The sequence below is a fragment of the Polaromonas sp. P1_F1 genome, assembly GCF_056405795.1.
On sequence record NZ_JBFUBJ010000001.1, the window covers coordinates 481555 to 503972 of the forward strand.

Annotated in this window: 22 protein-coding genes and 1 tRNA gene; 13 read left to right on the top strand and 10 right to left on the bottom strand. The window is 62.0% G+C overall.

The window, feature by feature from the left end; translation table 11 throughout:
- Positions 1-22: 22 nt before the first annotated feature.
- Both AC1DZE_RS02370 and mutM read right to left on the bottom strand, forming a co-directional pair.
- Positions 23-1999 (bottom strand): dynamin family protein, encoded by a 1977-nt coding sequence (locus AC1DZE_RS02370; RefSeq protein ID WP_477672331.1) that lies wholly within the window; start codon positions 1997-1999, stop codon positions 23-25.
- Between the two features lie 71 nt (positions 2000-2070).
- Positions 2071-2886: a bifunctional DNA-formamidopyrimidine glycosylase/DNA-(apurinic or apyrimidinic site) lyase gene (gene mutM, locus AC1DZE_RS02375; protein WP_477668278.1), complete on the bottom strand. Its 816-nt coding sequence runs from the start codon at positions 2884-2886 to the stop codon at positions 2071-2073.
- Positions 2887-3004: 118 nt separating this feature from the next.
- On the opposite strand from mutM, the gene AC1DZE_RS02380 reads away from it, so the two are divergent.
- From AC1DZE_RS02380 to pth, 7 genes are all read left to right on the top strand, one after another.
- Positions 3005-4777 (top strand): tetratricopeptide repeat protein, encoded by a 1773-nt coding sequence (locus AC1DZE_RS02380; RefSeq protein ID WP_477699743.1) that lies wholly within the window; start codon positions 3005-3007, stop codon positions 4775-4777.
- Between the two features lie 32 nt (positions 4778-4809).
- Complete coding sequence (locus AC1DZE_RS02385; RefSeq protein ID WP_477699744.1) at positions 4810-5313, top strand: outer membrane lipoprotein LolB; 504 nt, start codon at positions 4810-4812, stop codon at positions 5311-5313.
- 87 nt (positions 5314-5400) lie between these two features.
- On the top strand, positions 5401-6336 hold the full coding sequence (gene ispE, locus AC1DZE_RS02390) for a 4-(cytidine 5'-diphospho)-2-C-methyl-D-erythritol kinase (protein ID WP_477672334.1): 936 nt from the start codon (positions 5401-5403) through the stop codon (positions 6334-6336).
- A gap of 86 nt (positions 6337-6422) precedes the next feature.
- A tRNA-Gln gene (locus AC1DZE_RS02395) sits at positions 6423-6499 on the top strand.
- Positions 6500-6724: 225 nt separating this feature from the next.
- The gene (locus AC1DZE_RS02400) at positions 6725-7699 is read left to right on the top strand and encodes a ribose-phosphate pyrophosphokinase (RefSeq protein ID WP_477668282.1); all 975 of its coding nucleotides are present in this window, start codon (positions 6725-6727) and stop codon (positions 7697-7699) included.
- 110 nt (positions 7700-7809) lie between these two features.
- Positions 7810-8505 (top strand): 50S ribosomal protein L25/general stress protein Ctc, encoded by a 696-nt coding sequence (locus tag AC1DZE_RS02405; protein ID WP_477668283.1) that lies wholly within the window; start codon positions 7810-7812, stop codon positions 8503-8505.
- A 151-nt stretch (positions 8506-8656) separates the two neighbouring features.
- Complete coding sequence (pth, locus tag AC1DZE_RS02410; protein WP_477668284.1) at positions 8657-9271, top strand: aminoacyl-tRNA hydrolase; 615 nt, start codon at positions 8657-8659, stop codon at positions 9269-9271.
- 151 nt (positions 9272-9422) lie between these two features.
- Here pth and AC1DZE_RS02415 read toward each other — a convergent pair whose 3' ends face one another.
- The 5 genes from AC1DZE_RS02415 to AC1DZE_RS02435 form a co-directional block, all read right to left on the bottom strand.
- Complete coding sequence (locus AC1DZE_RS02415; RefSeq protein ID WP_457282197.1) at positions 9423-9692, bottom strand: YfhL family 4Fe-4S dicluster ferredoxin; 270 nt, start codon at positions 9690-9692, stop codon at positions 9423-9425.
- A 1-nt stretch (position 9693) separates the two neighbouring features.
- The gene (gene coaD, locus AC1DZE_RS02420; protein WP_477668285.1) at positions 9694-10203 is read right to left on the bottom strand and encodes a pantetheine-phosphate adenylyltransferase; all 510 of its coding nucleotides are present in this window, start codon (positions 10201-10203) and stop codon (positions 9694-9696) included.
- Positions 10204-10285: 82 nt separating this feature from the next.
- Positions 10286-10942, bottom strand: coding sequence for a 16S rRNA (guanine(966)-N(2))-methyltransferase RsmD (rsmD, locus tag AC1DZE_RS02425; RefSeq protein ID WP_477668286.1), 657 nt, complete (start codon positions 10940-10942; stop codon positions 10286-10288).
- Positions 10939-12339: a M16 family metallopeptidase gene (locus tag AC1DZE_RS02430; protein WP_477699745.1), complete on the bottom strand. Its 1401-nt coding sequence runs from the start codon at positions 12337-12339 to the stop codon at positions 10939-10941. The genes rsmD and AC1DZE_RS02430 overlap by 4 nt, the downstream gene beginning before the upstream one ends.
- A gap of 34 nt (positions 12340-12373) precedes the next feature.
- A complete protein-coding gene (locus tag AC1DZE_RS02435; RefSeq protein WP_477668288.1) occupies positions 12374-13849 on the bottom strand; it encodes a M16 family metallopeptidase in 1476 nt (491 codons plus the stop codon).
- Positions 13850-13922: 73 nt separating this feature from the next.
- On the opposite strand from AC1DZE_RS02435, the gene ftsY reads away from it, so the two are divergent.
- A complete protein-coding gene (gene ftsY, locus AC1DZE_RS02440) occupies positions 13923-15050 on the top strand; it encodes a signal recognition particle-docking protein FtsY (protein WP_477671948.1) in 1128 nt (375 codons plus the stop codon).
- Between the two features lie 24 nt (positions 15051-15074).
- On the opposite strand, the gene AC1DZE_RS02445 is transcribed toward ftsY, so the two are convergent.
- The 3 genes from AC1DZE_RS02445 to AC1DZE_RS02455 are packed head-to-tail and all read right to left on the bottom strand — an operon-like array spanning position 15075 to position 17674.
- Complete coding sequence (locus tag AC1DZE_RS02445) at positions 15075-16088, bottom strand: YeiH family protein (RefSeq protein ID WP_477671947.1); 1014 nt, start codon at positions 16086-16088, stop codon at positions 15075-15077.
- A 6-nt stretch (positions 16089-16094) separates the two neighbouring features.
- On the bottom strand, positions 16095-16925 hold the full coding sequence (locus tag AC1DZE_RS02450) for an inositol monophosphatase family protein (RefSeq protein WP_477699746.1): 831 nt from the start codon (positions 16923-16925) through the stop codon (positions 16095-16097).
- The gene (locus AC1DZE_RS02455) at positions 16922-17674 is read right to left on the bottom strand and encodes a GntR family transcriptional regulator (RefSeq protein ID WP_477668292.1); all 753 of its coding nucleotides are present in this window, start codon (positions 17672-17674) and stop codon (positions 16922-16924) included. The genes AC1DZE_RS02450 and AC1DZE_RS02455 overlap by 4 nt, the downstream gene beginning before the upstream one ends.
- A gap of 158 nt (positions 17675-17832) precedes the next feature.
- On the opposite strand from AC1DZE_RS02455, the gene AC1DZE_RS02460 reads away from it, so the two are divergent.
- From AC1DZE_RS02460 to AC1DZE_RS02480, 5 genes are all read left to right on the top strand, one after another.
- Complete coding sequence (locus tag AC1DZE_RS02460) at positions 17833-18114, top strand: UxaA family hydrolase (RefSeq protein ID WP_007862870.1); 282 nt, start codon at positions 17833-17835, stop codon at positions 18112-18114.
- 111 nt (positions 18115-18225) lie between these two features.
- Positions 18226-19401: a UxaA family hydrolase gene (locus tag AC1DZE_RS02465; RefSeq protein WP_477668293.1), complete on the top strand. Its 1176-nt coding sequence runs from the start codon at positions 18226-18228 to the stop codon at positions 19399-19401.
- Between the two features lie 12 nt (positions 19402-19413).
- Positions 19414-20340, top strand: a complete 927-nt coding sequence (locus tag AC1DZE_RS02470) for a hydroxyacid dehydrogenase (protein ID WP_477671944.1) — start codon at positions 19414-19416, stop codon at positions 20338-20340.
- Positions 20340-21350 (top strand): Ldh family oxidoreductase, encoded by a 1011-nt coding sequence (locus AC1DZE_RS02475; protein ID WP_477699747.1) that lies wholly within the window; start codon positions 20340-20342, stop codon positions 21348-21350. The genes AC1DZE_RS02470 and AC1DZE_RS02475 overlap by 1 nt, the downstream gene beginning before the upstream one ends.
- 26 nt (positions 21351-21376) lie before the next feature.
- Positions 21377-22351 carry a Bug family tripartite tricarboxylate transporter substrate binding protein gene (locus tag AC1DZE_RS02480; protein WP_477668296.1) on the top strand — a complete coding sequence of 325 codons (975 nt, stop codon included), beginning with the start codon at positions 21377-21379 and terminating at the stop codon, positions 22349-22351.
- The last annotated feature ends 67 nt before the right edge of the window (positions 22352-22418 follow it).

Below are 22418 nucleotides of genomic sequence, written 5' to 3' on the forward strand. Positions count from 1 at the left end.
TGGATTGCGACCGCGTCAACGCTCAGGCAGCCTCGGGCACCGCGGCATTTTCTGCGGCAGCGGCGCCATCCGGCGTCCTGGACTGCGCTGAAGAGCCCATCAGATGGGAAGTCAGCTCCGTGAGCTTGTTGTCCAGCTCATCGAGCACACGCTCCTGGATGTCGATTTCAGCGATCCGCTCATCCAGACCAGACGCCGCTTGCTGGATGCGCTCGATAGCTTCAAGCCTGCGGCCGAAATTGCGCCGCCGCTCGCGCAACTGCGCATCAAGCTGCGATGCCGCTGACTTGTTCCAGAGCTCAACTTCGCCAAGGGCGGATTCGTAGACCACCCGCAAGCGCGTGGCCAGGGCACGTACCAGCCGCTCGGAAAATTCCGGCTGGGAAAGTTTCAGAACATTGCCCACACCAAGATATTGCAAGTGGCTGCGTTCAATTTGCTCCAGGTCGTGCTCATAGCGGATCAGCTCCGGCTCTTTTGGCGCCTGCAGCGAAAAACTGAACTCGGCATTGAGCTGGCGAAAGGATGCAGTCAACATGGACTGGATTTCACTGCTCATGATCTGTGACTTCTGCAGTCCCTCGCGAAGGCGGGAAAAAGTCTGGCCATAAGCCTTCTTGACGCCCAGCTTGATGCCCGGCTGCTTCAGCGCATGCGTCAGCTCGGTCAGTTCTGCCTTGAGCGTCGGCGTGCTGAGCAGATTGAATACGTCACGGAGCAATTTGAGGTGGACAGAACGTACCGCGTGAATTTTCGAGCCGCTGGTGTCGAACTCAGCCTGCTCCTGCTCGATGCGGCTGCGCATGTGCTTGATGACCGAGACGTTCTTTCCTCTCAGGCCACGCAACTCAATCATCTGTTCGGCCAGATCGCGCCGGCGGATGTGCATGGCCCGCCCCGCTTCGGTCCGGAGTTCGCTGATACCGCCCGACACCGCTGTACGCAGGATTTTTTGGCGCTGTCCCATCACGCCCTGCCCCAGCGCCAGCTCGAGGGCAGGCAGGTGGCTGGCCTCCAGCAAGGCCTTGTCTCGCGTGACCTTGGCCACCAGCCCTTTTTGGGCCGATACGGGAATGACCTGGGATTCAGGCAGGCCCAGGATTTCGGCAGATGTTGCACGCTGCTTGTCGATCTGTGCCTGTACTTGTTCGGGCGTGCTTAACGCGTCCCAAAGGGTGTCGATCTTGTTGAGCACCACCAGGCGTGCATCGGTGCCATCACCGTCGGTGATCAAATGCTCGCGCCATATGGCGAGGTCGGACTTGGTGACACCGGTATCGGCGGCCAGTATGAACACCACGGCATGGGCCTGGGGGATCAGGCTCACCGTCAGTTCGGGTTCTGCGCCAATGGCATTGAGACCCGGCGTATCCAGGATGACCAGGCCCTGTTTGAGAAGCGGGTGCGCAATATTGATCAGCGCGTGGCGCCACTTGGGCACCTCTATCAGGCCGTCTGCGCCTACACGCGGGTTGTCCTCCGGGCTGCTGTCATGCCAGAAACCAAGAGAGCGGGCTTCGTCCTGGGTGACATGGCGGACTTCGGCCACTTTTTCGAGCGCCTGCGCCAATTGCGCCGGGTCATTCACGTCGAGGTCGATCCGTGTCCATTTTTCAGGTACCGCGCGCCACTCCATGAGGGCTTGCTTCTGCAGGCGCGTCTCGATGGGAAGCAGGCGCAGGCAGGGCGGCACATCCGCGTCGTAGCCCAGCTCGGTCGGGCACATGGTGGTGCGGCCAGCGCTTGCCGGCATGATGCGGCGGCCATAACCGGCAAAAAAGATCGCATTGATCAGCTCGGACTTGCCGCGCGAGAATTCGGCCACAAAGGCGACCATGACCTTGTCGGAACGTACCTGTGACTCGAGCCGCTGCAGGCGCTCCTCAACCGCTGCATCCAGCAGGTCATGGTCCTTCATCCACTCTGCAAGCAGTTTCAGGCGCAACGCGAATTCGCGCCGCCACGTGCCGTGCTGGTCAAATTGTTCGTTAAAAGACATCGGTCTACCGTAAAGTGTGTCGGTCAATATAGCATCGCAAACCCGAAAGAACCATTGGCGCGTCTACGGACTCAAGGTTTCTGGCAATTCGCACAGTAAAAAGTGGACCTTTGCCCCTGCCGGAGGGTCTTCACGGGTGCTGCGCACACCCGGCAGGGCAAGCCGGCGCGGTCATAAACCATGGCTTCCAGCTGGAAATAGCCCGATTCACCCTGTGCATTCGAAAAGTCCCTCAGGGTGCTCCCCCCCTTTGTAACAGCTTGGGCCAGTACCTGGCGGATCGCCCCGTGAAGCAAGGCCGCGCGGGGCTTGCTGATCCGGTTTGCCCGGGTGGTCGGCCGGATTCCGGCCAGGAACAGGGCTTCCGACGCATAAATATTGCCGACACCAACCACGGCCTCCCCGCCCAGCAATACCTGCTTGATCGCCGTTTGCCGCAGTTTTAGCGCCCGGTGAAAGCTTTCCGAGTCAAAAGCGTCCGTCAGCGGCTCGACGCCGAGCCGGCCAAGCAGCTTTTGGGCGGCAGGCGCGCCTTCATCGCTGGCATACACCACAGCCCCAAACCGGCGCGGGTCGTTCAGACGCAAAGTGCCCCGGCTGGTGGCCATTTCAAAGTGGTCGTGCTTGCCCAAGGCGGGGAAACCGTCGCCGAAAGCCACGCTACCGGACATTCCGAGGTGGATCAGCAGCAGCCCGTTGCTCAGATCCACCAAAAGGTACTTGCCGCGGCGGCGAACCGCCAGCACCTTCTGGCCGGCAAGCTTGTGGGGCGCGCAGCCCAGCGGCCAGCGCAGGGGCTTGCCCATCTGGACGCGCTCAATGACGGCGCCGGCGATACGGTCCGCAAAGCTCAACCGGGTGACTTCAACTTCTGGCAGCTCAGGCATGGTTTTGTAAATAAGGGCGCTACTGCATGGCGCAAGAAGACAGCGGTGGGCCAGCCGAAGATCAGGGCCGCGGCGTAAAGCGGCAGCGCAGCCGGGAAGCTTCAATTATCATGGTTCGATGAAGAAAAAAATTGGCCTTGCCATCAGCGGCCTGTGGCTGGCTGTTCCCCTGGTCCTGGCGCAGACCGAAGAACCGCTCCTGGCTGCGCCCTCAACGCTTGTCGAGGCCAAGGCCGCACAGGAAGCGACTCCATCATCGCAGCTGGATGGTGCCCTTTTTTACCAGCTGCTGGTGGGTGAAATGACCCTGCAGGAAGGCGAGCCCGCCGCAGGATTTGCGCTCATGCTGGACGCCGCCCGCAAAACCGGCGATGCGCAGCTCTACCAGCGCGCTACGGACATCGCACTGCAGTCGCGCTCTGGCGATGCCGCACTGCAGGCAGCCCAGGCCTGGAAGGCAGAGCAGCCCGCCTCGCGCGAGGCAAACCGTTATGTCCTGCAGATCCTGGTGGCATTGAACCGAATTGCCGACACGACCGAACCGCTGCAAACCGAAATCCGGCTTGCTCCGGAAATGGAACGCGCTGCGGCATTGACTGCGGTACCCCGGATTTACGCGCGTGTCCCCGACAAAAAACTGGCCAGCACAGTGGCCGAAGAAGCGTTGACCACCTACCTGAACAACCCCGCCACCGCCAGTGCCGCCTGGACCACGGTGGGGCGCATGCGGCTGGCCGCCGGCGACAGCAACGGCGCGCTTGCGGCAGCCAGGCGCGCACAGGCTGCAGGCCCGCTCTTCGAAGGCCCGGCCCTGGTCGGGCTGGAACTGATGGACCCGAAACAGCCCGAAGCAGAAAATCTGGTCCGCAAATATTTTGAAGGCAACGCCAAAGCCCTGCCCGAAGTACGGATGGCCTATGCGCGCGCGCTGCTGGATGCCCAGCGCTACGCCGAAGCCGCCGCCCAGCTGCAAGTGGTGACCCGCGAAAAACCCGAGCTTCCCGAAGGCTGGCTGGTGCTGGGCTCCCTGCAATTGCAGGACAACCAGCTGGCACAGGCACAAACCTCGCTGGAGCGCTACGTCACCCTCGCCCAGCAGCAGACCGCCGAAGGCGAGCGCAACCGCGGCCTGGCCCAGGCCTATCTCTCGCTGTCCCAACTGGCCGAAAAACGCAAGGACTATGCGGCGGCAGAAAGCTGGCTGGCCAGGATTGAAAATTCCGCTGACCTGACCCAGGCCCAAACCCGGCGCGCCTCTATCCTGGCCAGTCAGGGCAAACTGGAAGAAGGACGCCAGCTGATCCGCAAGCTCCCCGAACGCAACGCTGCTGACGCAAGGCTGAAATTGAACGCGGAAGTAGGCCTGCTCCGCGAATTCAAGCAGTACCAGCTGGCCCATGATGTGCTGGCACAGGCCCTGGCCAGGAACCCCGACGAAACCGAACTCCTGTACGACCAGGCCATGATGGCTGAAAAGCTGGGTTCGATGGATGAAATGGAACGTCTGCTGCGGCGTGTCATCCAGCTCAAGCCCGACTACCACCACGCCTACAACGCCCTGGGCTATTCATTTGCGGATCGCAGCGTGCGCCTGCCGGAAGCGCGTGATCTGATTCGCAAAGCGCTTGAATATGCGCCCTCCGATCCATTCATCAAGGACAGTCTGGGCTGGGTCGAATTCCGCATGGGTAACACTTCGGAGGCCATCAAGATCTTTGAAGCCGCTTACAAAGCCAAACCCGACGCCGAAATCGCGGCCCACTTCGGCGAAGTACTCTGGACCACAGGCCAGCGTGACCGCGCCGTGGCCATCTGGAAAGAAGGCCGGCTGCTGAGTCCCGAAAACGAGACCCTGCTCGAGACGCTCAAGCGCCTGCGCGTAAAGCTGTGACGGGAATTCGCGTCCTGCCGCCTGCACTGCGTATGCGCCTGACCCGTCTGGGCCTGGTGTGCGCCTGCGCTATTGCTCCTTTTTTGATAGCTGGTTGCGCTCAACCACAAAGGCTTGCGGGCACAAATGACTCAAAAAATGAGCTTCGGACAGGCCGTATCAGCCTGCAGATCCAAAGCGAACCTGTGCAGTCTTTTTCGGCGAGCTTCGAGCTCAAGGGCCAACCCGAGCGCGGCGAACTCTCGCTGATCAGTCCTTTGGGCAGTGTGCTGGGTGTGCTCCGCTGGTCGCCCGGTGAAGCCGTACTCGACTCAGGCAATGGCAAGATTCAGCGATTTTCTTCGGTGGATGAGCTGATGGCACAGGCGACAGGTGCGGCCGTCCCGGTGACCGCGCTCTTTGCCTGGCTGCAGGGCGACAATGCCAGCGTCAGCGGCTGGTCGGCAGACCTTTCCCGTTACGCCGAAGGCCGCATCACGGCCAGGCGGGTGCAGCCAGCGCCTCCGGCTGACCTGCGTGTGGTCCTTGACCAATAATTCCGGGGTGAATGCCCCGGCTTCGCCGCAAGGCCTCCAGTACTTTCACGCTCCCGGTTCCTGTTATTGCTTTGGCGACACCAGTTCATGACGACCCATACCGCCCCCGTCCCACACGCCGCGCAGCCGCTCAAAACCCTGTATGACGTGTCGGCGCCCGCCAAGCTGAACCTTTTCCTGCACATCACCGCACGCAGGCCCGACGGCTACCACCTGCTGCAATCCGCATTCATGCTGATCGACTGGTGCGACACCCTGCACTTTGAACTGCGCCTCGATGGCCGGATCACCCGGGAAGACCTTCGCCAACTCAACGAGGGCAATCCCGGCGAACTCCAGGCCTTGCCCGCTGAGGACTTGTGTGTACAGGCAGCCAGGGCGCTGCAGGCGGCTTGCGGCACGCCTTTGGGCGTTCACATCGGCCTGCAAAAAAGCGTCCCTTCAGAAGCCGGCATGGGTGGGGGTTCATCCGACGCAGCCAGCTGCCTGCTGGCGCTGCAGCGGCTCTGGGGTGTACGCCTGCCGACCCCAAAACTGCACGCCATCGCCCTGTCGCTGGGCGCCGATGTCCCCTTTTTCCTGTCCGGCGGCCACGCCTGGGTGGAAGGCATTGGTGAAAAAATCACGCCGCTCGCCTTGCCGCCAGCCCGTTTTGTGGTGGTCAAGCCTCCTGCCGGCGTCTCCACGCCACGAATTTTCAGCGCGCCGGGGCTCAAACGCGACACAGAAACTGCTACAATCCAAGGCTTTGCTGCAAATGCTGAAGGCCCTTTGAGATCGGTTGATTTCGGATTCGGCCGCAACGACTTGCAGCCGGTAGCGCAGGAGATGTGCCCGCAGATTGGCCAGTCGATCGACTGGCTGAAAACGAAACATCTTCAAGGACGCATGACCGGCTCCGGAAGTGCTGTATTTGCGCAACTGCCGCATGGCACGGATTTGACGGATCTTTCAGGTTTGCCTGATGACTGGATAGTCCGGACATGCAGCAATTTGGAGGCGCATCCTCTGGCTGGTTGGTAAAATAACCGCTCTTTGAAATGCGCTTTCAAGCGACCTAAATGGAAAAGTTTATAGGTCTGTTGTTGGCAACAACAACTGTCCTGTGTAGGGGTGTCGCCAAGCTGGTTAAGGCACCGGATTTTGATTCCGGCATTCGCAGGTTCGAATCCTTCCACCCCTGCCAAATTATTCGCCGTGGGCCGTAGCCCCGGTGTTGCGGTCCCGCCCGGAGCGGGCCCGTGTGACTCCTGACAGACCCGCGTGATGTGTATCAGCGGGTCTGTGTGTTTTTGGAAACAGGCAAGCGGCGCTCACTGCCAAGCCCCGTTGCAGCGTGTTGTCCCCGTGCGTATTTTGCTCCGATAAAAATTTCAGCCACGTTCAAGTCCTTGTAGCAGCTGGGCCCCACATGCAACCGCACCATCCCGACTTCATGGTTTTCACCGGCAATGCCAATCCGAGCATGGCCTCCGATATCGCCCAGCACCTGGGCATTTCACTGGGTGCAGCCCATGTCGGCCGCTTTTCGGATGGCGAAGTCACCGTCGAGATCCAGCAGAACGTTCGGGCCCGTGATGTGTTTGTGGTGCAGTCGACCTGCGCACCGACCAACGACAACCTGATGGAACTGCTGATCATGGTTGATGCGTTGAAACGGGCTTCGGCCGAGCGCATCGCCGCGGTGATTCCGTATTTCGGCTATGCCCGGCAAGACCGCCGCCCACGTTCGGCGCGGGTGCCGATCACAGCCAAGGTGGTGGCCAACATGCTGCAGGCAGTGGGCGTGTCGCGTGTTTTGACGATGGATCTGCATGCCGACCAGATCCAGGGCTTTTTTGATATTCCGGTCGACAACATTTATGCGTCGCCGGTGTTGCTGGGCGACCTGCGCCAGAAGAATTACACCGACCTGATGGTCGTGTCGCCCGATGTGGGCGGCGTGGTGCGCGCCCGGGCGCTGGCCAAGCAGCTGGGCTGCGACATGGCCATCATCGACAAGCGCCGCCCCAAGGCGAACGTGTCCGAAGTGATGCACGTGATCGGCGACATTGAAGGCCGCAACTGCGTGATCATGGACGACATGATCGACACGGCCGGCACGCTGGTGAAGGCGGCTGAAGTGCTGAAAGAGCGCGGCGCCAAGAAGGTTTACGCATATTGCACGCACCCGATTTTTTCGGGCCCGGCCATTGACCGCATCGCCAAGGGCGACGCACTTGATGAGGTGGTGATTACCAACACCATTCCGTTGAGCCCCAATGCCGTGGGTTGCACAAAGATTCGCCAGCTCTCCGTGGCGCCGCTGATCGCTGAAACCATTCAGCGCATCGCCAAGGGAGAGTCGGTCATGAGTTTGTTTTCGGACCAGGACAACCTGTTCTGATCTGAAGCAAAAAGTAGCTGCCCTCGCTCCATGATGTTTGTCATGAGGCAAAAGCAGCTTTTTAAACCAGAACGAGACTGGTCGCGGTCCGTTCTTTATTGGAGTTGATTATGAAATTCGTCGCTTTTGAGCGCGCAAAGCAGGGCACGGGTGCGAGCCGCCGTCTCCGCATCACCGGCCGTACGCCCGGTATTGTTTACGGTGGCACCGGTGAACCCACGCTGATCGAGCTCGATCACAACGCGTTGTTCCACGCCATCAAGAAAGAAGCGTTCCATGCTTCCATCCTCCAGATGGAACTGGCAGGCAAAGAACACAAGGTTCTGCTGCGTGACCTGCAAATGCACCCGTACAAACAGCAGATCCTGCACATCGACTTCCAGCGCGTGGAAGCCAAGACCAAGATGACCGTGAAAGTGCCCGTGCACTACAGCGGTGAAGAAGAGTCTCCAGCCGTCAAGACCGAAAACTGCCTGGTCAACCACGTGATCACCGAGTTGACCGTGTCCTGCTTCCCTGCAGACATCCCCGAATTCATCGCCGTCGACCTGAAGGGCCTGAAGAAGGGCTCGCCGCTGCACATCAAGGACATCACCCTGCCAAAGGGCGTGAAGTTCGTGGCCAAGGGCCAGGACAACCCGGTTCTGGTGTCGGTGTCTGCCGTTTCCGAAGAAGCCGAGGCCGATGCCGCAGCAGCCGCTGCAGCAGCCGCACCGGTGGATCCGAAAGCCGCTAAAGCTGCTGCCGCCAAGGAAGCCAAAGCCGGCGCCAAGGCCGACGCTGCCAAGCCTGCCGCCAAGAAGTAATTCGCTTCCCGCACAGGCCTGAAAAGGCTCACGGCCCTTGTCCTCTTGCAGGACAAGGGCCGTTTTTCTTGGTTAGCGCTTCAATCAGAACCGCCCGCTTGCAAAGACACAAGGCCACGCACCCTAAAATTGGACAGATGGAAATCTCCAAATGATCAAATTGTTTGTCGGCCTGGGAAACCCCGGCCCCGAATACGAAGCCACCCGCCACAACGCCGGTTTCTGGTTTATTGATGCTCTCTCGCAAGAGCTGAAAGCCCCGCTAAGCCTGGACAAGAGCTACCACGGCCAGGTGGCGCGCATCACCCTCAACGGCCAGAACGTCTGGCTGCTCAAGCCGCTGACCTTCATGAATGTCTCGGGCAAATCCGTGGCGGCCCTGGCGCGCTTCTTCAAGGTCGCGCCTGAAGAGGTGTTGGTGGCGCACGACGAGATGGACATCGTGCCCGGCCAGGTCAAGCTCAAGTTCAGCGGCAGCCACGCCGGCCACAACGGCCTGCGCGATATCCATGCGCAACTGGGCACGGCCGACTATTGGCGCTTGCGCATCGGTGTGGGCCATCCGGGCGTGAAGGCCGAGGTGGTCAACTGGGTGCTGAAAAAACCTTCACAGGAGCACCGCGTGGCGATTGAAGACTGCATTGCCCGCTGCATCAAGGCCGTGCCTGAACTGCTCAAGGGCGAGATGGAAAAAGCCACGATGATGATCCACACCAGCACGCCACCGCGGCCGAAACCGCCGCGCAAAGTGGATATTGAAGATTAAGAGTCTACCGTTCCGGGTCTGCCGCGCGCAAGTTTGACGCTATGATTTTTATAGCTGCTCGCGCAGGATCCTGTTGGACTGCACCGCTATTTGTGCGCTAAATCGGCGCTTCCAAGGCCATGTCAGGCCACAAACCCTCCAACCAGGTCAATTAGCGAGCCGTGACCACCGGAATAATGGTTTGCAGCCGCTGGTATTTTTCAAACAGGGTTTCCCGCGTTTCAATGTGCTGCGGGTTGATGGGAATGCAGGCGACGGGGCAGACCTGCACGCACTGGGGCTCGTCGAAATGGCCCACGCATTCGGTGCATTTGTGCGGATCGATCTCGTAGATCTCCTTGCCCAGGTAAATCGCCTGGTTGGGGCATTCGGGTTCGCACACGTCGCAGTTGATGCACTCATCAGTGATCATCAGGGCCATGTCAGTTCCCCTTACCTGCTTTGGCCGCCTGGTGCGCCGCCGCCAGGGCAGTTGCCACGGCCGGGCTCACCATCTGGCCGACATCGCCGCCCAGCTTGCTGATCTCGCGCACCAGCGTGCTGCTGATGCATTGCAGCGGTGCGTCGGGCAGCAGAAACACGGTTTCCACCTCGGGGCGCAGTTTGCGGTTCATGGCCGCCATTTGCGCTTCGTAGTCAAAGTCGGTGATATTGCGGATTCCGCGCACCACGGCTGAAGCCTTTTGCGCTGCGCAAAAATCCATGATCAGGCCGTCAAACGGCAGCACCTTGACGCCGGCGATACCTTGAGTGGCGGCCTGCACCTGCGCCACGCGCTCGTTCAGCGTGAACAGGGTTTTCTTGTGATGGGCCGTCGCCACCGCGATGACGACCTGGTCAAAGAGCCCGGCAGCGCGGCGCACCACGTCGTCATGGCCCAGCGTGAACGGGTCAAACGTGCCGGAATAAACAGCGGTGCGGGAGGTGGCCATAGGAGGAATTATGCCCGCCCCACCCTTTTACCCGCCAATTGCCGCCCTGTAACCACGAGACAGGCAAGGCCTGGCCGGCGATTCAGCCCGCTGGCGTACCCAGAGCAGCCAGCAGGTGGAAATGCACGGCGCCGGCCTTGCCACTGCGGTGCACCTGCAAACCCAGCGGCAGCAGTTCCTCATCCGTCCAGGGTTTGGGCGCCTCCAGATAAACCACGCCGGTCGGGCCGATGGCCTGCGCTGCGGCCTTGAGCGTGGATTCGTACAGGGTGGACTCAAAAGGCGGATCAAGCAGCACCAGTTGCAGGCTGCCCGGCGCAACGCGTTTCAAGGCGCTCAGCCCGTCGCCACGCTCGATGCGGCACATGTCGGCCTTGAGCCTGGCCTGCACCGTCTTGAGCTGTTGCGCCAGCGCCGGATCCTGCTCGCACAGCAGCACGTCGGCCGCGCCGCGCGACGCGGCCTCAAAGCCCAGCGCGCCGGTGCCGGCAAACACGTCGATACAGCGCCAGCCCGTCAGGTCCTGGCCCAGCCAGTTGAAAAGGGTTTCACGCACGCGATCGGGCGTGGGACGCAGGCCCGGCTTGCTGGGCACCGGCAATTTGGTGCGTTTGTACAAGCCGCCGATGATGCGGATCTCACCCGGCGGCACGGTTTTGCGGCCCACAACCTTGCCGCTTTTGGCGCGCGGGTTCTTGGGGGTGGCGGGAGTTTGGGTAGGAACGGGCGTGTACTTCATGGTGCGGCGCCAAGGATAACAGTGACCATTTTTTCGGGCTGCAGCTTGCGTGCAAAAGCCGCCTTGACATCGGCCACCGTGACCTTGTCGACCTGCTGCGTCCAGGTATCGAGGTAGTTCAGGGGCAGGTCGTTCCAGGCAATGCTCGACACGTTGTCAAGGAGCTTGCGGTTGCTGTCGATGCGCAAGGCAAAGCCGCCGACCAGGTTGTCCTTCGCCGCCTTGAGTTCGGCCTCCAGCGGGCCGTTGGCAACAAAGTCAGCCACCACTTTGCGCACCAGGTCCACGGCCTGCGCAGCCTGGTCAGGCCGGGTCTGCATGCTGATGGTGAAGGCGCCCGCATGCAGGGCGGGGGAGAAATAACTCGACACGCCATATGTCAGGCCGCGCTTTTCACGCACTTCACTGGCCAGGCGCGAGACAAAACCACCGCCGCCCAGGATGTAATTGCCCACCGTCAGGGCAAAGTAGTCCGGGTCCGAGCGTTTGTAACCCGGCTGGCCGATCAGCACCTGCGCCTGCGCCGAGGCGAAAGGGATGCGTTTTTCAACCGGTGCGGCCAGCGGCGCGACCTCGGCCACTGCCGGCAATGGCGGCAGGCTGGCGCAAGCCGTTTGCGGCAGGCGCGAGAGCAATTTTGCGGCGATGGCATCAGCCTGCGCGCGCGTCACGGCGCCCACCATGCTGATGCGCGCGCGGCAAGCCGTCACGCCAGTGGTATGCGCGGCGCGCATGTCGCCCACGCTGATGCGCGCCAGGCTTTCTTCCGTGACTTCATAACCATAGGGATGCGTGCCGTATATCGCCGGTGTGTAGGCGCGGCCGGCAACACTGGCCGGGCGGGTATAGGACTCGCGGATCGAGGCCTGCAGGCGTGCGCGCTCGCGTTGCCACACACCTTCGGGAAAAGCCGGCTCGGCGATCTCGCGTGCAGCCAGCGCCGCGGCCTTGTCCAGCAGCGCCGGGTCGGTCAGGGTGCGCAGTGAAAAGCTCAGGCGGTCGGACGTGGTGCCGGCATTGAACTGCGCACCCAGATCCGCCCAGGCTTCGCTGAGGGCGTTTTCGTCGAGCGCCGGCTCGGGAACGCACAGCCCTCCACAAATAACTTCAGGCCCCAAGCCATTGCTGGCACGCACCCCTTTTTCCAGCAGGCCGGCCATCATGCTGGCCAGGCCTGCCTTATCGGCAGGGTCACGCCGGTTGCCGGCGTCCAGATCGATCTGCACGTCCAGCATCGCAATCGCCGGGCTTTCGACCAGGTAAACCTTGGCGCCATTGGGTTGCGTCCAGTGCTGGATCGGCAGTGCGGCCAGCGCCAGCGAGTGAAAAAACAAGCTAAAAAGGCCTGCAACCCATACACACCTTGCGCGAGCCGCTATTGTTTTTATAGCAATCATGATGTTGTCAGCAATTCTGGATGAGTAGGGCAGTTCAACGCTGCAGGTCACCGGCGGGCGCAGTGCCCTGGCGCGGCTTGCGGTTCGGGTCCAGCGGCTGCGGCAACAGCGTTGCCATCGTCATCTGGTCGTCACCAAAATATTTCGCGGCCACGGCCTGCACCTCGGCGCCCGTGATGCTACGCAGGGCGGCAATGATGCGTTCGCTGGCATCCAGCGGCAGGCCTTGCACCCAGTGCGAGCCGAGCTCGCGCGCCTGGTTGAAGACCGAGTCGAGCTTGTAGGTCTCGCTGGCCACCCACTGCGTCTTGACGCGGTTCAGCTCGGCCTCGCTCACGCCCTCGCGTGCCACCTTGGCCACCTGCTCGCGCAGCGCGTCAGCCACCTGCTGGGCGGTTTTACCGGCAGCGGGCACGCCGTCGAGCGAAAAAACCTGCGGCCCCCGGCCCATCAGGCCATTGGACGCACCGGCGCTGTCGGCCACACGGGACTGCTGCACCAGCGCGCGGTCGAGCCGGGCGCCGGTGTAGCCGTCCAGCACGGCGGCCAGCACCGTCAGCGCCAGCGCGTCGCGGCTGGCGCCGGCGGCCGGCGCGGCCAGGTCTGCCGGCTCCAGCTTGGGCACCTTGAAAACCATGCTGACATAGGCCTGGCTGGCCGGCGCCTTGAAGTCCATACGGCGCACGCCGGCCTGCAGGGGTTCAGCGCGTGGCTTGCGCACCGGGACGGCGCGCGCGGGGATGCCGCCGTAGTATTTTTCGGTCAGCTTTTTGACCTGCGCGACATCCACATCACCGGCAATGACCACGGCGGCATTGGCAGGCACATACCAGCGGCGGTAAAAATCGCGCGCATCGTCGGGCGTCATGGCCGCAATGTCGCTCATCCAGCCGACCACCGGGCGCCGGTAAGGCGAGGCGGTAAATGTCATGGCAGTCATCTGCTCATACAGCATGGCGCGCGGCGAATCTTCGGTGCGCAGGCGCCGCTCTTCCTTGACGACCTCGATCTCGCGCTTGAACTCGTCGTCTGCCCACTGGTTACCCGTGAAGCGGTCGGCCTCCAGGCGCATGACGTCCTCCAGCTTGCCGGCCGGAATTTGCTGGTGGTAGGCCGTGTTGTCGCGGGCGGTAAACGCGTTGTCGCGTCCGCCCAGGGCGGCTATGCGTTTTGAAAACTCACCCGGCTTGACCTTCGCCGTTCCCTTGAACATCATGTGCTCCAGCACATGGGCCACGCCCGACGTGCCGTCAACCTCGTCCATGGAGCCCACGCGCACCCACAGCATGTGGGCCACGGTGGGCGCGCGGTGGTCGGGCTTGACGATGACCGTGAGGCCATTGGCCAGCGTGAACTGCTCCACCGGGGCCGGCACGGGCGTCTGCGCAAGGGCGGCCGTGCCCAGGCACAGTGCCAGCACCAGCGCGGGCAGGTGCCGCACGGCCGACGGGCGAAGTATGGAAGATAGGGGTACTGGGGGTGTCAAAAGGGCTGGCCTGGGGTGTTTCATAGAATAGCTGTGTGGCGCTGTACGTTGCCCCGCAACGGTGCAACAGCCCACTAGGACTCCGCAAGCATACCCAATGTTCAGTTTTTTCAAGAAAAAATCCCCCCCTCCTGCCGCACCGGCGTCTTCTGCGCCCGATGCAGCCGTCCCGGCCGGACCGGCCCCTGAACCGGCGACACCCGTACCCTCGCCGGCCTCTGCGGGCAGTGGCCTGATCGGCAGTGCGCTGGTCACCCCGATCACCATCCCGGTTCCCGGCGCCGTGGCCCCGGAGCGGGAGCGCTGGCTCGGCAAGCTGCAGGCCGGGCTGCGCAAGACCGGCTCCAGCATATCGACCGTGTTCACCGGCAGCCGCATCGACGATGCGCTTTATGAAGACCTGGAGACCGCGTTATTGATGGCGGACGCCGGCAGCAAGGCAACCGAACACCTGCTGGCCGATGTCAAACGCCGCGTCAAGGAAGGCGGCATGACACACCCCGTCGCCGTCAAGAATGCCTTGGTGGACTCGATCGCGCAGCTGCTCAAGCCGCTGGAGCAGCCGCTGGTGATCGGCCAGTACCAGCCCACCGTGATCATGGTGACCGGCGTCAACGGTGCCGGAAAGACCACGTCCATCGGCAAACTCACGCGGCACCTGGCCACCGAAGGCGCCTCGGTGCTGCTGGCAGCGGCCGACACCTTTCGCGCCGCGGCGCGCGAACAGCTCAGCGTCTGGGCTGACCGCAATACGGTCGAGATCGTGAGCCAGGAAGGCGGCGACCCGGCTGCCGTGAGTTTTGACGCCGTGAGCGCGGGCAAGGCGCGCGGCAAAGATGTGGTGCTGGTCGACACGGCCGGCCGCCTGCCGACGCAGTTGCACCTGATGGAAGAGCTGCGCAAGATCAAGCGCGTAGTGCAGAAGGCGGATGCCGCCGCACCCCACGAGGTGTTGCTGGTCATTGACGGCAACACCGGGCAAAACGCCCTCGCCCAGGTCAAGGCCTTCGATGACACGCTGCAGCTGACCGGTCTCATCGTGACCAAGCTGGACGGCACAGCCAAGGGCGGCGTTCTGGCTGCGATTGCGCTGTGGGCCCGTGAACGTGCCCTGGCCTCACCCGCGCTGCGCCCGGTGTCGGTGTATTTCATCGGCGTGGGCGAGCAGCTGGAAGACCTGGAAACCTTTAATGCGCGTGAGTTCGCGCAGGCATTGCTGGGCTGAACCAGCAGATTCGCCGCTTGCCGCTCAGGGCACCCCGAGCTTTAGCAGCAGCACCGAGATCACCACAAAGGTCACGATAAAAACGGTCTCCGCCAGCAGCAGCGCCACGGGCTTCCAGCCCAGCTTGAGCAAGTCTTCAAAACTGGTCTTCACACCCGCAGCGGCAATGGCCGTTACCAGCATCCAGCGCGATGTATCACTGGCCAGCTGAACCACGGGTGCTGCGATCAGCCCTGCACTGGCCAGCATGACCAGCACGACAAAAGCAATCAGGAAGCCCGGCACCAGCGGCACCTCTGTTTCCGGCACCTTGACGGCCGGATGGTTGCGGTACAGCACCGCAATGAACAGCACGATGGGCATCAGCATCATGACGCGAAACAGCTTGACCACGGTGGCCGTGTCACCCGCCTGCGGGCCGAGCATCATGCCGGCCGCCACCACCTGCGCGACATCGTGAATCGAGCCTCCCAGCACAATACCGGCCTGCCCCGGCAAGAGCCCGATGGCCTGCAGGCTGAAAGGGTAGACCACCATCGCCAGCGTTGACAGCACCGTGACACCGACAACAGCCAGAAGTGTGAAGCGTTCGTTTTCTTTCGTCTGGGGCAGCACGGAAGACACGGCCAGCGCCGCCGACGCACCGCAGATGGCCACCGCGCTGCCCGACAGCAGGCCTTCATCACGCGAACACTTCAGCCAGCGCGCCAGCAGCACGCCCAGCAAAATCGTCAATACAACCGCCAGCACGATGACCACGGCGGTTCCGGCGCCCAGTTGGGCCACTTGCGCAAACGTGATGCGGGCGCCCAGCAGCGCGACCCCCACGCGCAGCACCACGCGGCCGCAAAAACCAATGCCCTTGGCCGCCTTGGGGTGGCTGTTGAGAAAGTGGAACGCCAGGCCGATCAGCAAGGCATAGAGCAGTTGGGGGCCGCCATAGTGCTCGGAGATGAAAGTCGCGGCCAGTGCAATCACCATGCACACCAGCACGCCTGGAAAGTGGGACGCCAGCGCCATGCGCCATTTAAAAATCATGGGATATCAGACAGACTTGTTGGATGAATGGGACGGAGGATTTGGACCACCGGGGTAATGCGTGAGAACTTTTTCCAGTAGCGCCGCACCGGTAGGGCTTCCCGCCACCAGCATCCGGCTTTGCAGCAAGGGCAAGCCGTCCAGGGATCGCATCGTGGCGCCGGCCTCGCGCAGCAGCACCAACCCGGCCGCAGCGTCCCACGCGCCCATGCCGCGTTCCCAGAAGGCATCGGCCCGCCCGGCCGCCACATAAGCCAGTTCCAGCGCCATGGAGCCGCTTCGCCGAACCTGCCCAAACGTTCTCAGTACATCACCAAATTCACGCAGGTAGTCGTCCATGAAAGGCGCACCCGGTTTGGGAAACACCGTCGAAACCAGGCATTGCGCAGCAGGGCGCGCGGCAGCACAGGCCAGGCGCTCCCCATTCAGGTATGCACCCAGACCCGATGCCGCAGTAAAAATTTCGTGGCGGGACGGATCCACGATCACGCCCAGCACCGGCTGCCGGTCCAAACACAGTGCAATCGATACCGCGTACTGGGGGTAGCCGCGGGCAAAGTTTGCCGTGCCATCAATCGGGTCAACCAGCCAGGTGGGCTGCTCCGTCAATTCGCCGCCGCTTTCTTCACCGACAAAGCCGCTCTGCGGCAAGACCTTCAGCAGCGCGCTGCGCAAGCCCTCTTCCACTTCGCGGTCAAAGCGCGTGACCCAGTCACCGGGGGCCTTCTGGCGGACATCCACCGGTTGCAGTTCTACATGCGCCTTCCGGATGCGGACGGCAGCCTCCATGCCCGCGAGCCGGGCTTTCTCCAGCACCACAACAAGGTCCATGTTCATGCTTTCTTGGACAGCACACTGACATAGTCATGCGCCTGGGTATTGATGGTGGAGACCCGGTATTCCACGGGCTTGTCGCCGAACGTCAGGGCCAGCCGGTGCACCTCCATCACCGGAGAGCCCACCGCCAGCCCCAGCAGGCGCGCCTGGGTCCGGTCGGCCGCCGCGGCGCGTGCACGTTCCTGTGCCCGCAGCACGGTGATGCCGAAGTCTGTCTGGTACAGGGCATAGATCGTGCCGGGCCTTTCGACAAAACGTTTTTCGGTGAGGTTGCGGAACAGCGCCGCCGCAATGGTCAGCCGGTCATGCATGACCACCCTGCCCTGCAGGGCGAGGCGGTTTTCCGCCCTGAACACGGGCTCACCCATCTTGATGCGCAATGCAGCGGCCTCCTGCTCCGTGGCCCGCTCGCGCCCAAAAGCGATGCAGTCAATTTCCGGGTAGTCGCGGTCCCGCGCCGCATCGTCGTCACCGAAGTTCCAGTGCGGCTCCACGTGAAAAAACTGGAACATGAAGCGGGCATTGTTGTGCGGCGCCACAAAAGTTCCCTTGCCCTGCCGGCGCACCAGCACATGCTCGTGTACCAGTTCGTCAACGGCATGACGCAGGGTGCCAATGCTCACCTGCAGGCTCGCGGCAATATTCGCCTCGCTGGGCAAGGGTTTACCCGGGCCGTAATGCCCGGCCTCGATGAGTTTTTGCAGCTCGCGCTTCACCTGGCGGTAGAGCGGCATGGCCTCTTCGCTCATCAACGGACGCAATGGAGCCGATGTGTTTTTGACATTCACGGCCGCCATTGAAACACCAACGGGCGAGTCGTACAAGTCATATATATGAGTGAATTGACAAGCGGTTGCCGGCCCATAAAACTGGCAACTCGATTCAACTCAGGCCATTCGGAGACCCCATGATTCATTTTGTATTGCATGACGCCAAAGACACCGTGGCCGTTGTGGTGGTGGAAGGTGTGAAGGCAGGAACTGCCATGACCGGCTGGATCATGGACGAAGACCGCATGATCAATGTGCAGGCCCAGCAGGACATTCCCATCGGGCACAAAGTGGCCCTCAAGGACATGGCTGTCGGCGACACCGTGCTGAAGTACGGCATCGACATGGGCAAGGTTGTTGCCAACATCAAGGCCGGCCAGCACGCCCATGTCCATAACATCAAAACAAAGAGGTGGTAACCCCCCGAAGCAGCCTGCGGCCGCCTCCCCCCGAGGGGGCATCGCCTGTGGCCTGGCGAAGCCAGATCCACGTCGATTGCTGGAACAAACAACTCATCTAGGAACATAGCAATGTCAGTCATCGATAAAAACACCACATTTCTGGGCTACCGCCGCGAAAACGGCCGCGTTGGCGTGCGCAACCACGTCATCATCCTGCCGCTGGACGATCTTTCCAATGCAGCCGCCGAGGCGGTGGCCCACAACATCAAGGGCTGCATGGCGATTCCGCACCCCTATGGGCGGCTGCAATTCGGTGCCGACCTGGAGCTGCACTTTCGCACCCTGATCGGTGCCGGCTGCAACCCCAATGTCGCCGCCGTCGTGGTGATCGGCATTGAAGACAGCTGGACCAAAAAAGTGGTGGACGGCATCGCCAAAACCGGCAAACCGGTGGTGGGCTTCGGCATTGAAGGCCACGGCGACCATGAGACCATCATGAAGGCCTCCAAAGCGGCGCGTGAGTATGTGCAATGGGCCAGTGAAAAACAGCGCGAGATCTGCGGCATCTCCGAACTCTGGGTCTCCACCAAGTGCGGCGAGTCCGACACCACGTCCGGCTGCGGCGCCAATCCCACCGTCGGCAACGCCTTCGACAAGCTGCACCCGCTCGGCAACTACCTGTGCTTCGGTGAAACCTCCGAGATCACCGGCGGTGAAAAAATCGTCGCCGACCGTTGTGCCACCGATGCCGTGCGCGACCAGTTCATGTTCATGTTCAACCGCTACCAGGACATGATCAACCGCCACAAGACCAGCGACCTGTCGGACTCGCAGCCCACCAAAGGCAACATCGCCGGCGGCCTCACGACCATCGAGGAAAAAGCGCTGGGCAATATCCAGAAGATCGGCAAGGTCTGCACGGTCGACGGCGTCATCGACAAGGCCGAGATGCCCACGCACCCGGGCCTGTGGTTCATGGACTCGTCCAGTGCTGCGGCCGAAATGGTGACCCTGTGCGCCGCCTCGGGTTACGCCGTGCACTTCTTCCCCACCGGCCAGGGCAACGTGATCGGCAATGCGATTGTCCCCGTGATCAAGATCTGCTCGAACCCGCGCACCGTGCGCCTGATGAGCGAACACATCGACGTGGACACCTCCGGGCTGCTGCAGCGCGAGATCACGCTCGACCAGGCCGGCGACAAGCTGCTGGAGAACATGCTGCGCACCGCCAACGGCCGCCTGACCGCCGCAGAAGCGCTGGGCCACCGCGAGTTCGTCTTGACGCGCCTGTTCGAATCCGCTTGAGGTAAGGCAAGCATGGCGCGCATTGTCATCTGTGAATTCATGGACGAGCGCGCTGTGGCGCAGCTTGAAGCGGCACACGACGTGCTCTATGACCCGCAGCTGGTGGGCGACGCCACCCGCCTGCGGGCCGAGGCGGGCGAAGCCGATGTGTTGATCGTGCGCAACCTGACGCAGGTGCGTGGCGAGCTGCTCGCCGCGATGGCCCGCTGCAAGGTGGTGGGCCGGCTCGGCGTGGGGCTGGACAACATTGACGTGCCGGCCTGCGAAGCCCGGGGCATCAAGGTCATTCCCGCTTCGGGCGCCAATGCACTCAGCGTGGCGGAATACGTCGTGGCCAGTACCATGCTGCTGCTGCGCGGTGCGTTTGCATCCACCGAAGCCGTGGCAGCCGGCCAGTGGCCGCGCGCTGCGCTGAGCAACGGCCGTGAAGCTGCCGGACAAACGTTGGGCATCATCGGTTTTGGCTCCATAGGCCAGACCACCGCGCGCCTGGCACGTGGCCTGGGCATGCACGTGATTGCCTATGACCCCGCGCTTGCACCCGATGCCCCGGTTTTCGCGCAGACCGGTGTGCAGTACGCCGGCCTTGACGACCTCATCAGCAGCGCAGATGCCGTCACATTGCATGTGCCCCTGGTGGATGCGACGCGCGGGCTGTTCAGCGCGGCACGCATTGGCCAGATGAAAAAAGGCGCAGTTCTGATCAATACCTCGCGGGGCCACATCGTGGACATCGCGGCAGTCAGTGCGGCACTGCGGTCGGGGCAACTGGGCGGTGCGGCCATCGATGTATTCGACGTCGAGCCTCTGCCCGTGAGTGCGGCGTTGCAAGGCTGCCCCAATCTGTTGCTTACACCACACATTTCAGGTCTCAGCATGCAGTCAAATGAACGCGTATCGTTCATGATCGCTGACAAGGTGCTGGAGAGCCTGAAGTAATGATCCAACTGTCTATTGAGGAAGCAACACGTCTTGCCACGCTGGCGCTGCGCAAGGCGGGCGCGGCAGAGGCCATGGCGGTCACCACCGCGAGAGCACTGGTTCGCGCCGAAGCGCAAGGGCTCGCTTCGCATGGCTTGAGCCGCGTGCCGCAATATGCCACCCATCTTCGCAACGGCCGGGCCGATGGCCATGCCGTCGCCATCGTGGCGCACAAAAAAGGTGCGGCAGTGCTGGTGGATGCAAAACAGGGCCTGGCCTTCCCCGCCTGCGATCTGGCGATCTCCACAGCGATTGCAACCGCCCGGGAACTGGGCGTGTGTTTTGTCGGCGTGATCAACAGCCACCATTGCGGGGTATTGGTGGATCATCTGCGCCCCGCAACCGATGCGGGCCTGGTAGGCCTTGGTTTTGCGAACGCACCGGCGGCCATGCCCGCGGCAGGCGGCAAGCACCCGATCTTTGGAACCAACCCGATTGCTGCCGCGTTTCCCCGCAGAAACGCCGATCCACTGTTGATTGACCTGTCTCTGAGCGAAGTTGCGCGCGGCAAAGTGATGGTTGCAGCCAAGGAAGGCAAATCCATTCCGCTGGGCTGGGCGCTGGACACGCAAGGCCGGCCCACAACGGACGCACACGCGGCTCTGGAGGGCTCCATGCTGCCGCTGGGTGCCGTGAGCAGCCCCAAAGGTTCCATGCTGGCATTGATGGTTGAGCTGCTGGTGACAGCCGTGATTGGCGCGCAGTTTGCTTTTGAGGCATCATCGTTTTTTGTGGATGAAGGAAATCAGCCGCGAATCGGCCAGGCTTTCATCCTGATCGACCCGGGCGCGCTTGCAGGCACAGACACTTACTTTGAACGCATGGAAACTGTGATCGCCGAAATGCTGCTGGACGAAGGTGTACGTCTGGCAGGTGCGCGGCGCATCGCACTCGAAACGAAAGCACTACAAGCGGGACTCAGTATTCCCGACGCACTCAAATCGCAGTTGGATCAGTTAGTGGGTTAACAGTTATTCAATCAAGAGGAGTAGGCATGAAACGTCGTGACATCGTATTGGCATCAACAGGTGCAGCCCTGACGGGCATTCCGGGTCTGGGGCTGGCCCAGCAGACCTTTCCCAAACCAGGCAGCACCATCAAATATGTGGTCCCGTTCACGCCCGGCGGCCTGACCGACATGATGGCCCGCACGGTCGCCCAAAAGCTGTCCGAGGCGTGGAAGACTCCCGTGATTGTCGAAAACAAGGCTGGCGGGAACGCGCAGATCGGCGCCGAGCAGGTCGCCAAATCGGCGCCCGACGGCAATACGCTGCTGGCCATCACGTTGACACATGCCGCAAACGTATCCCTGTATCCGAATGCGGCTTACAGCTTCACCAAAGACCTGCGCCCGGTCGCCCTGATGGCCAATTCGCCGATGCTGGTCGTGGTTCCCGCCGCCAGTCCCATCAAGGACTTCAAGGACCTGATGGCCGTGTCCAAAACCAAGCAGCTGAGCGCGGGCTCGAGCGGCAACGGTACTCCGGCACACCTGACCATGGCTTTGTTCTGCGAGTTGAACAAAACGAAGATGATCCATGTGCCCTACCGCGGCGGCGCGCCCTCGATGGTCGACCTGATCGGTGGCCAGCTGGACGTGATTTTTTCCAACTATCCGGAATCGATCGCTCACGTCAAAGGTGGAAAACTGCGCGCGATCGCGATCTGCAGCCTGGGCCGGCACCCGGGGGTGCCTGATGTCCCGACTGCTTTCGAGGCCGGTATGACTGGCCTCTTTGTCGAGAACTGGACAGGGGCCATGCTCCCGGCCAAGACGCCGGATGACATTGTCGACAGATACTCGCGCGAGATCATCAAGATCATGTACAGCGCTGACGTGGAAGAGCGCGCCAAGCAGCAAGGTTTTCGTGTCTCACAAAAGGGTTCAGAAGAGTTCGGCCGCTTCCTGAAAAGCGAAATAGACCGCTGGAGCCGGATTATCAAGACCGCGAAAATCACACCGACCTGATCGGCAAGCACACCCGGTTAAGCACAAAGTCCGCAGGCCGCTCGCGGTCTGCGTTACGCTTTGTAAA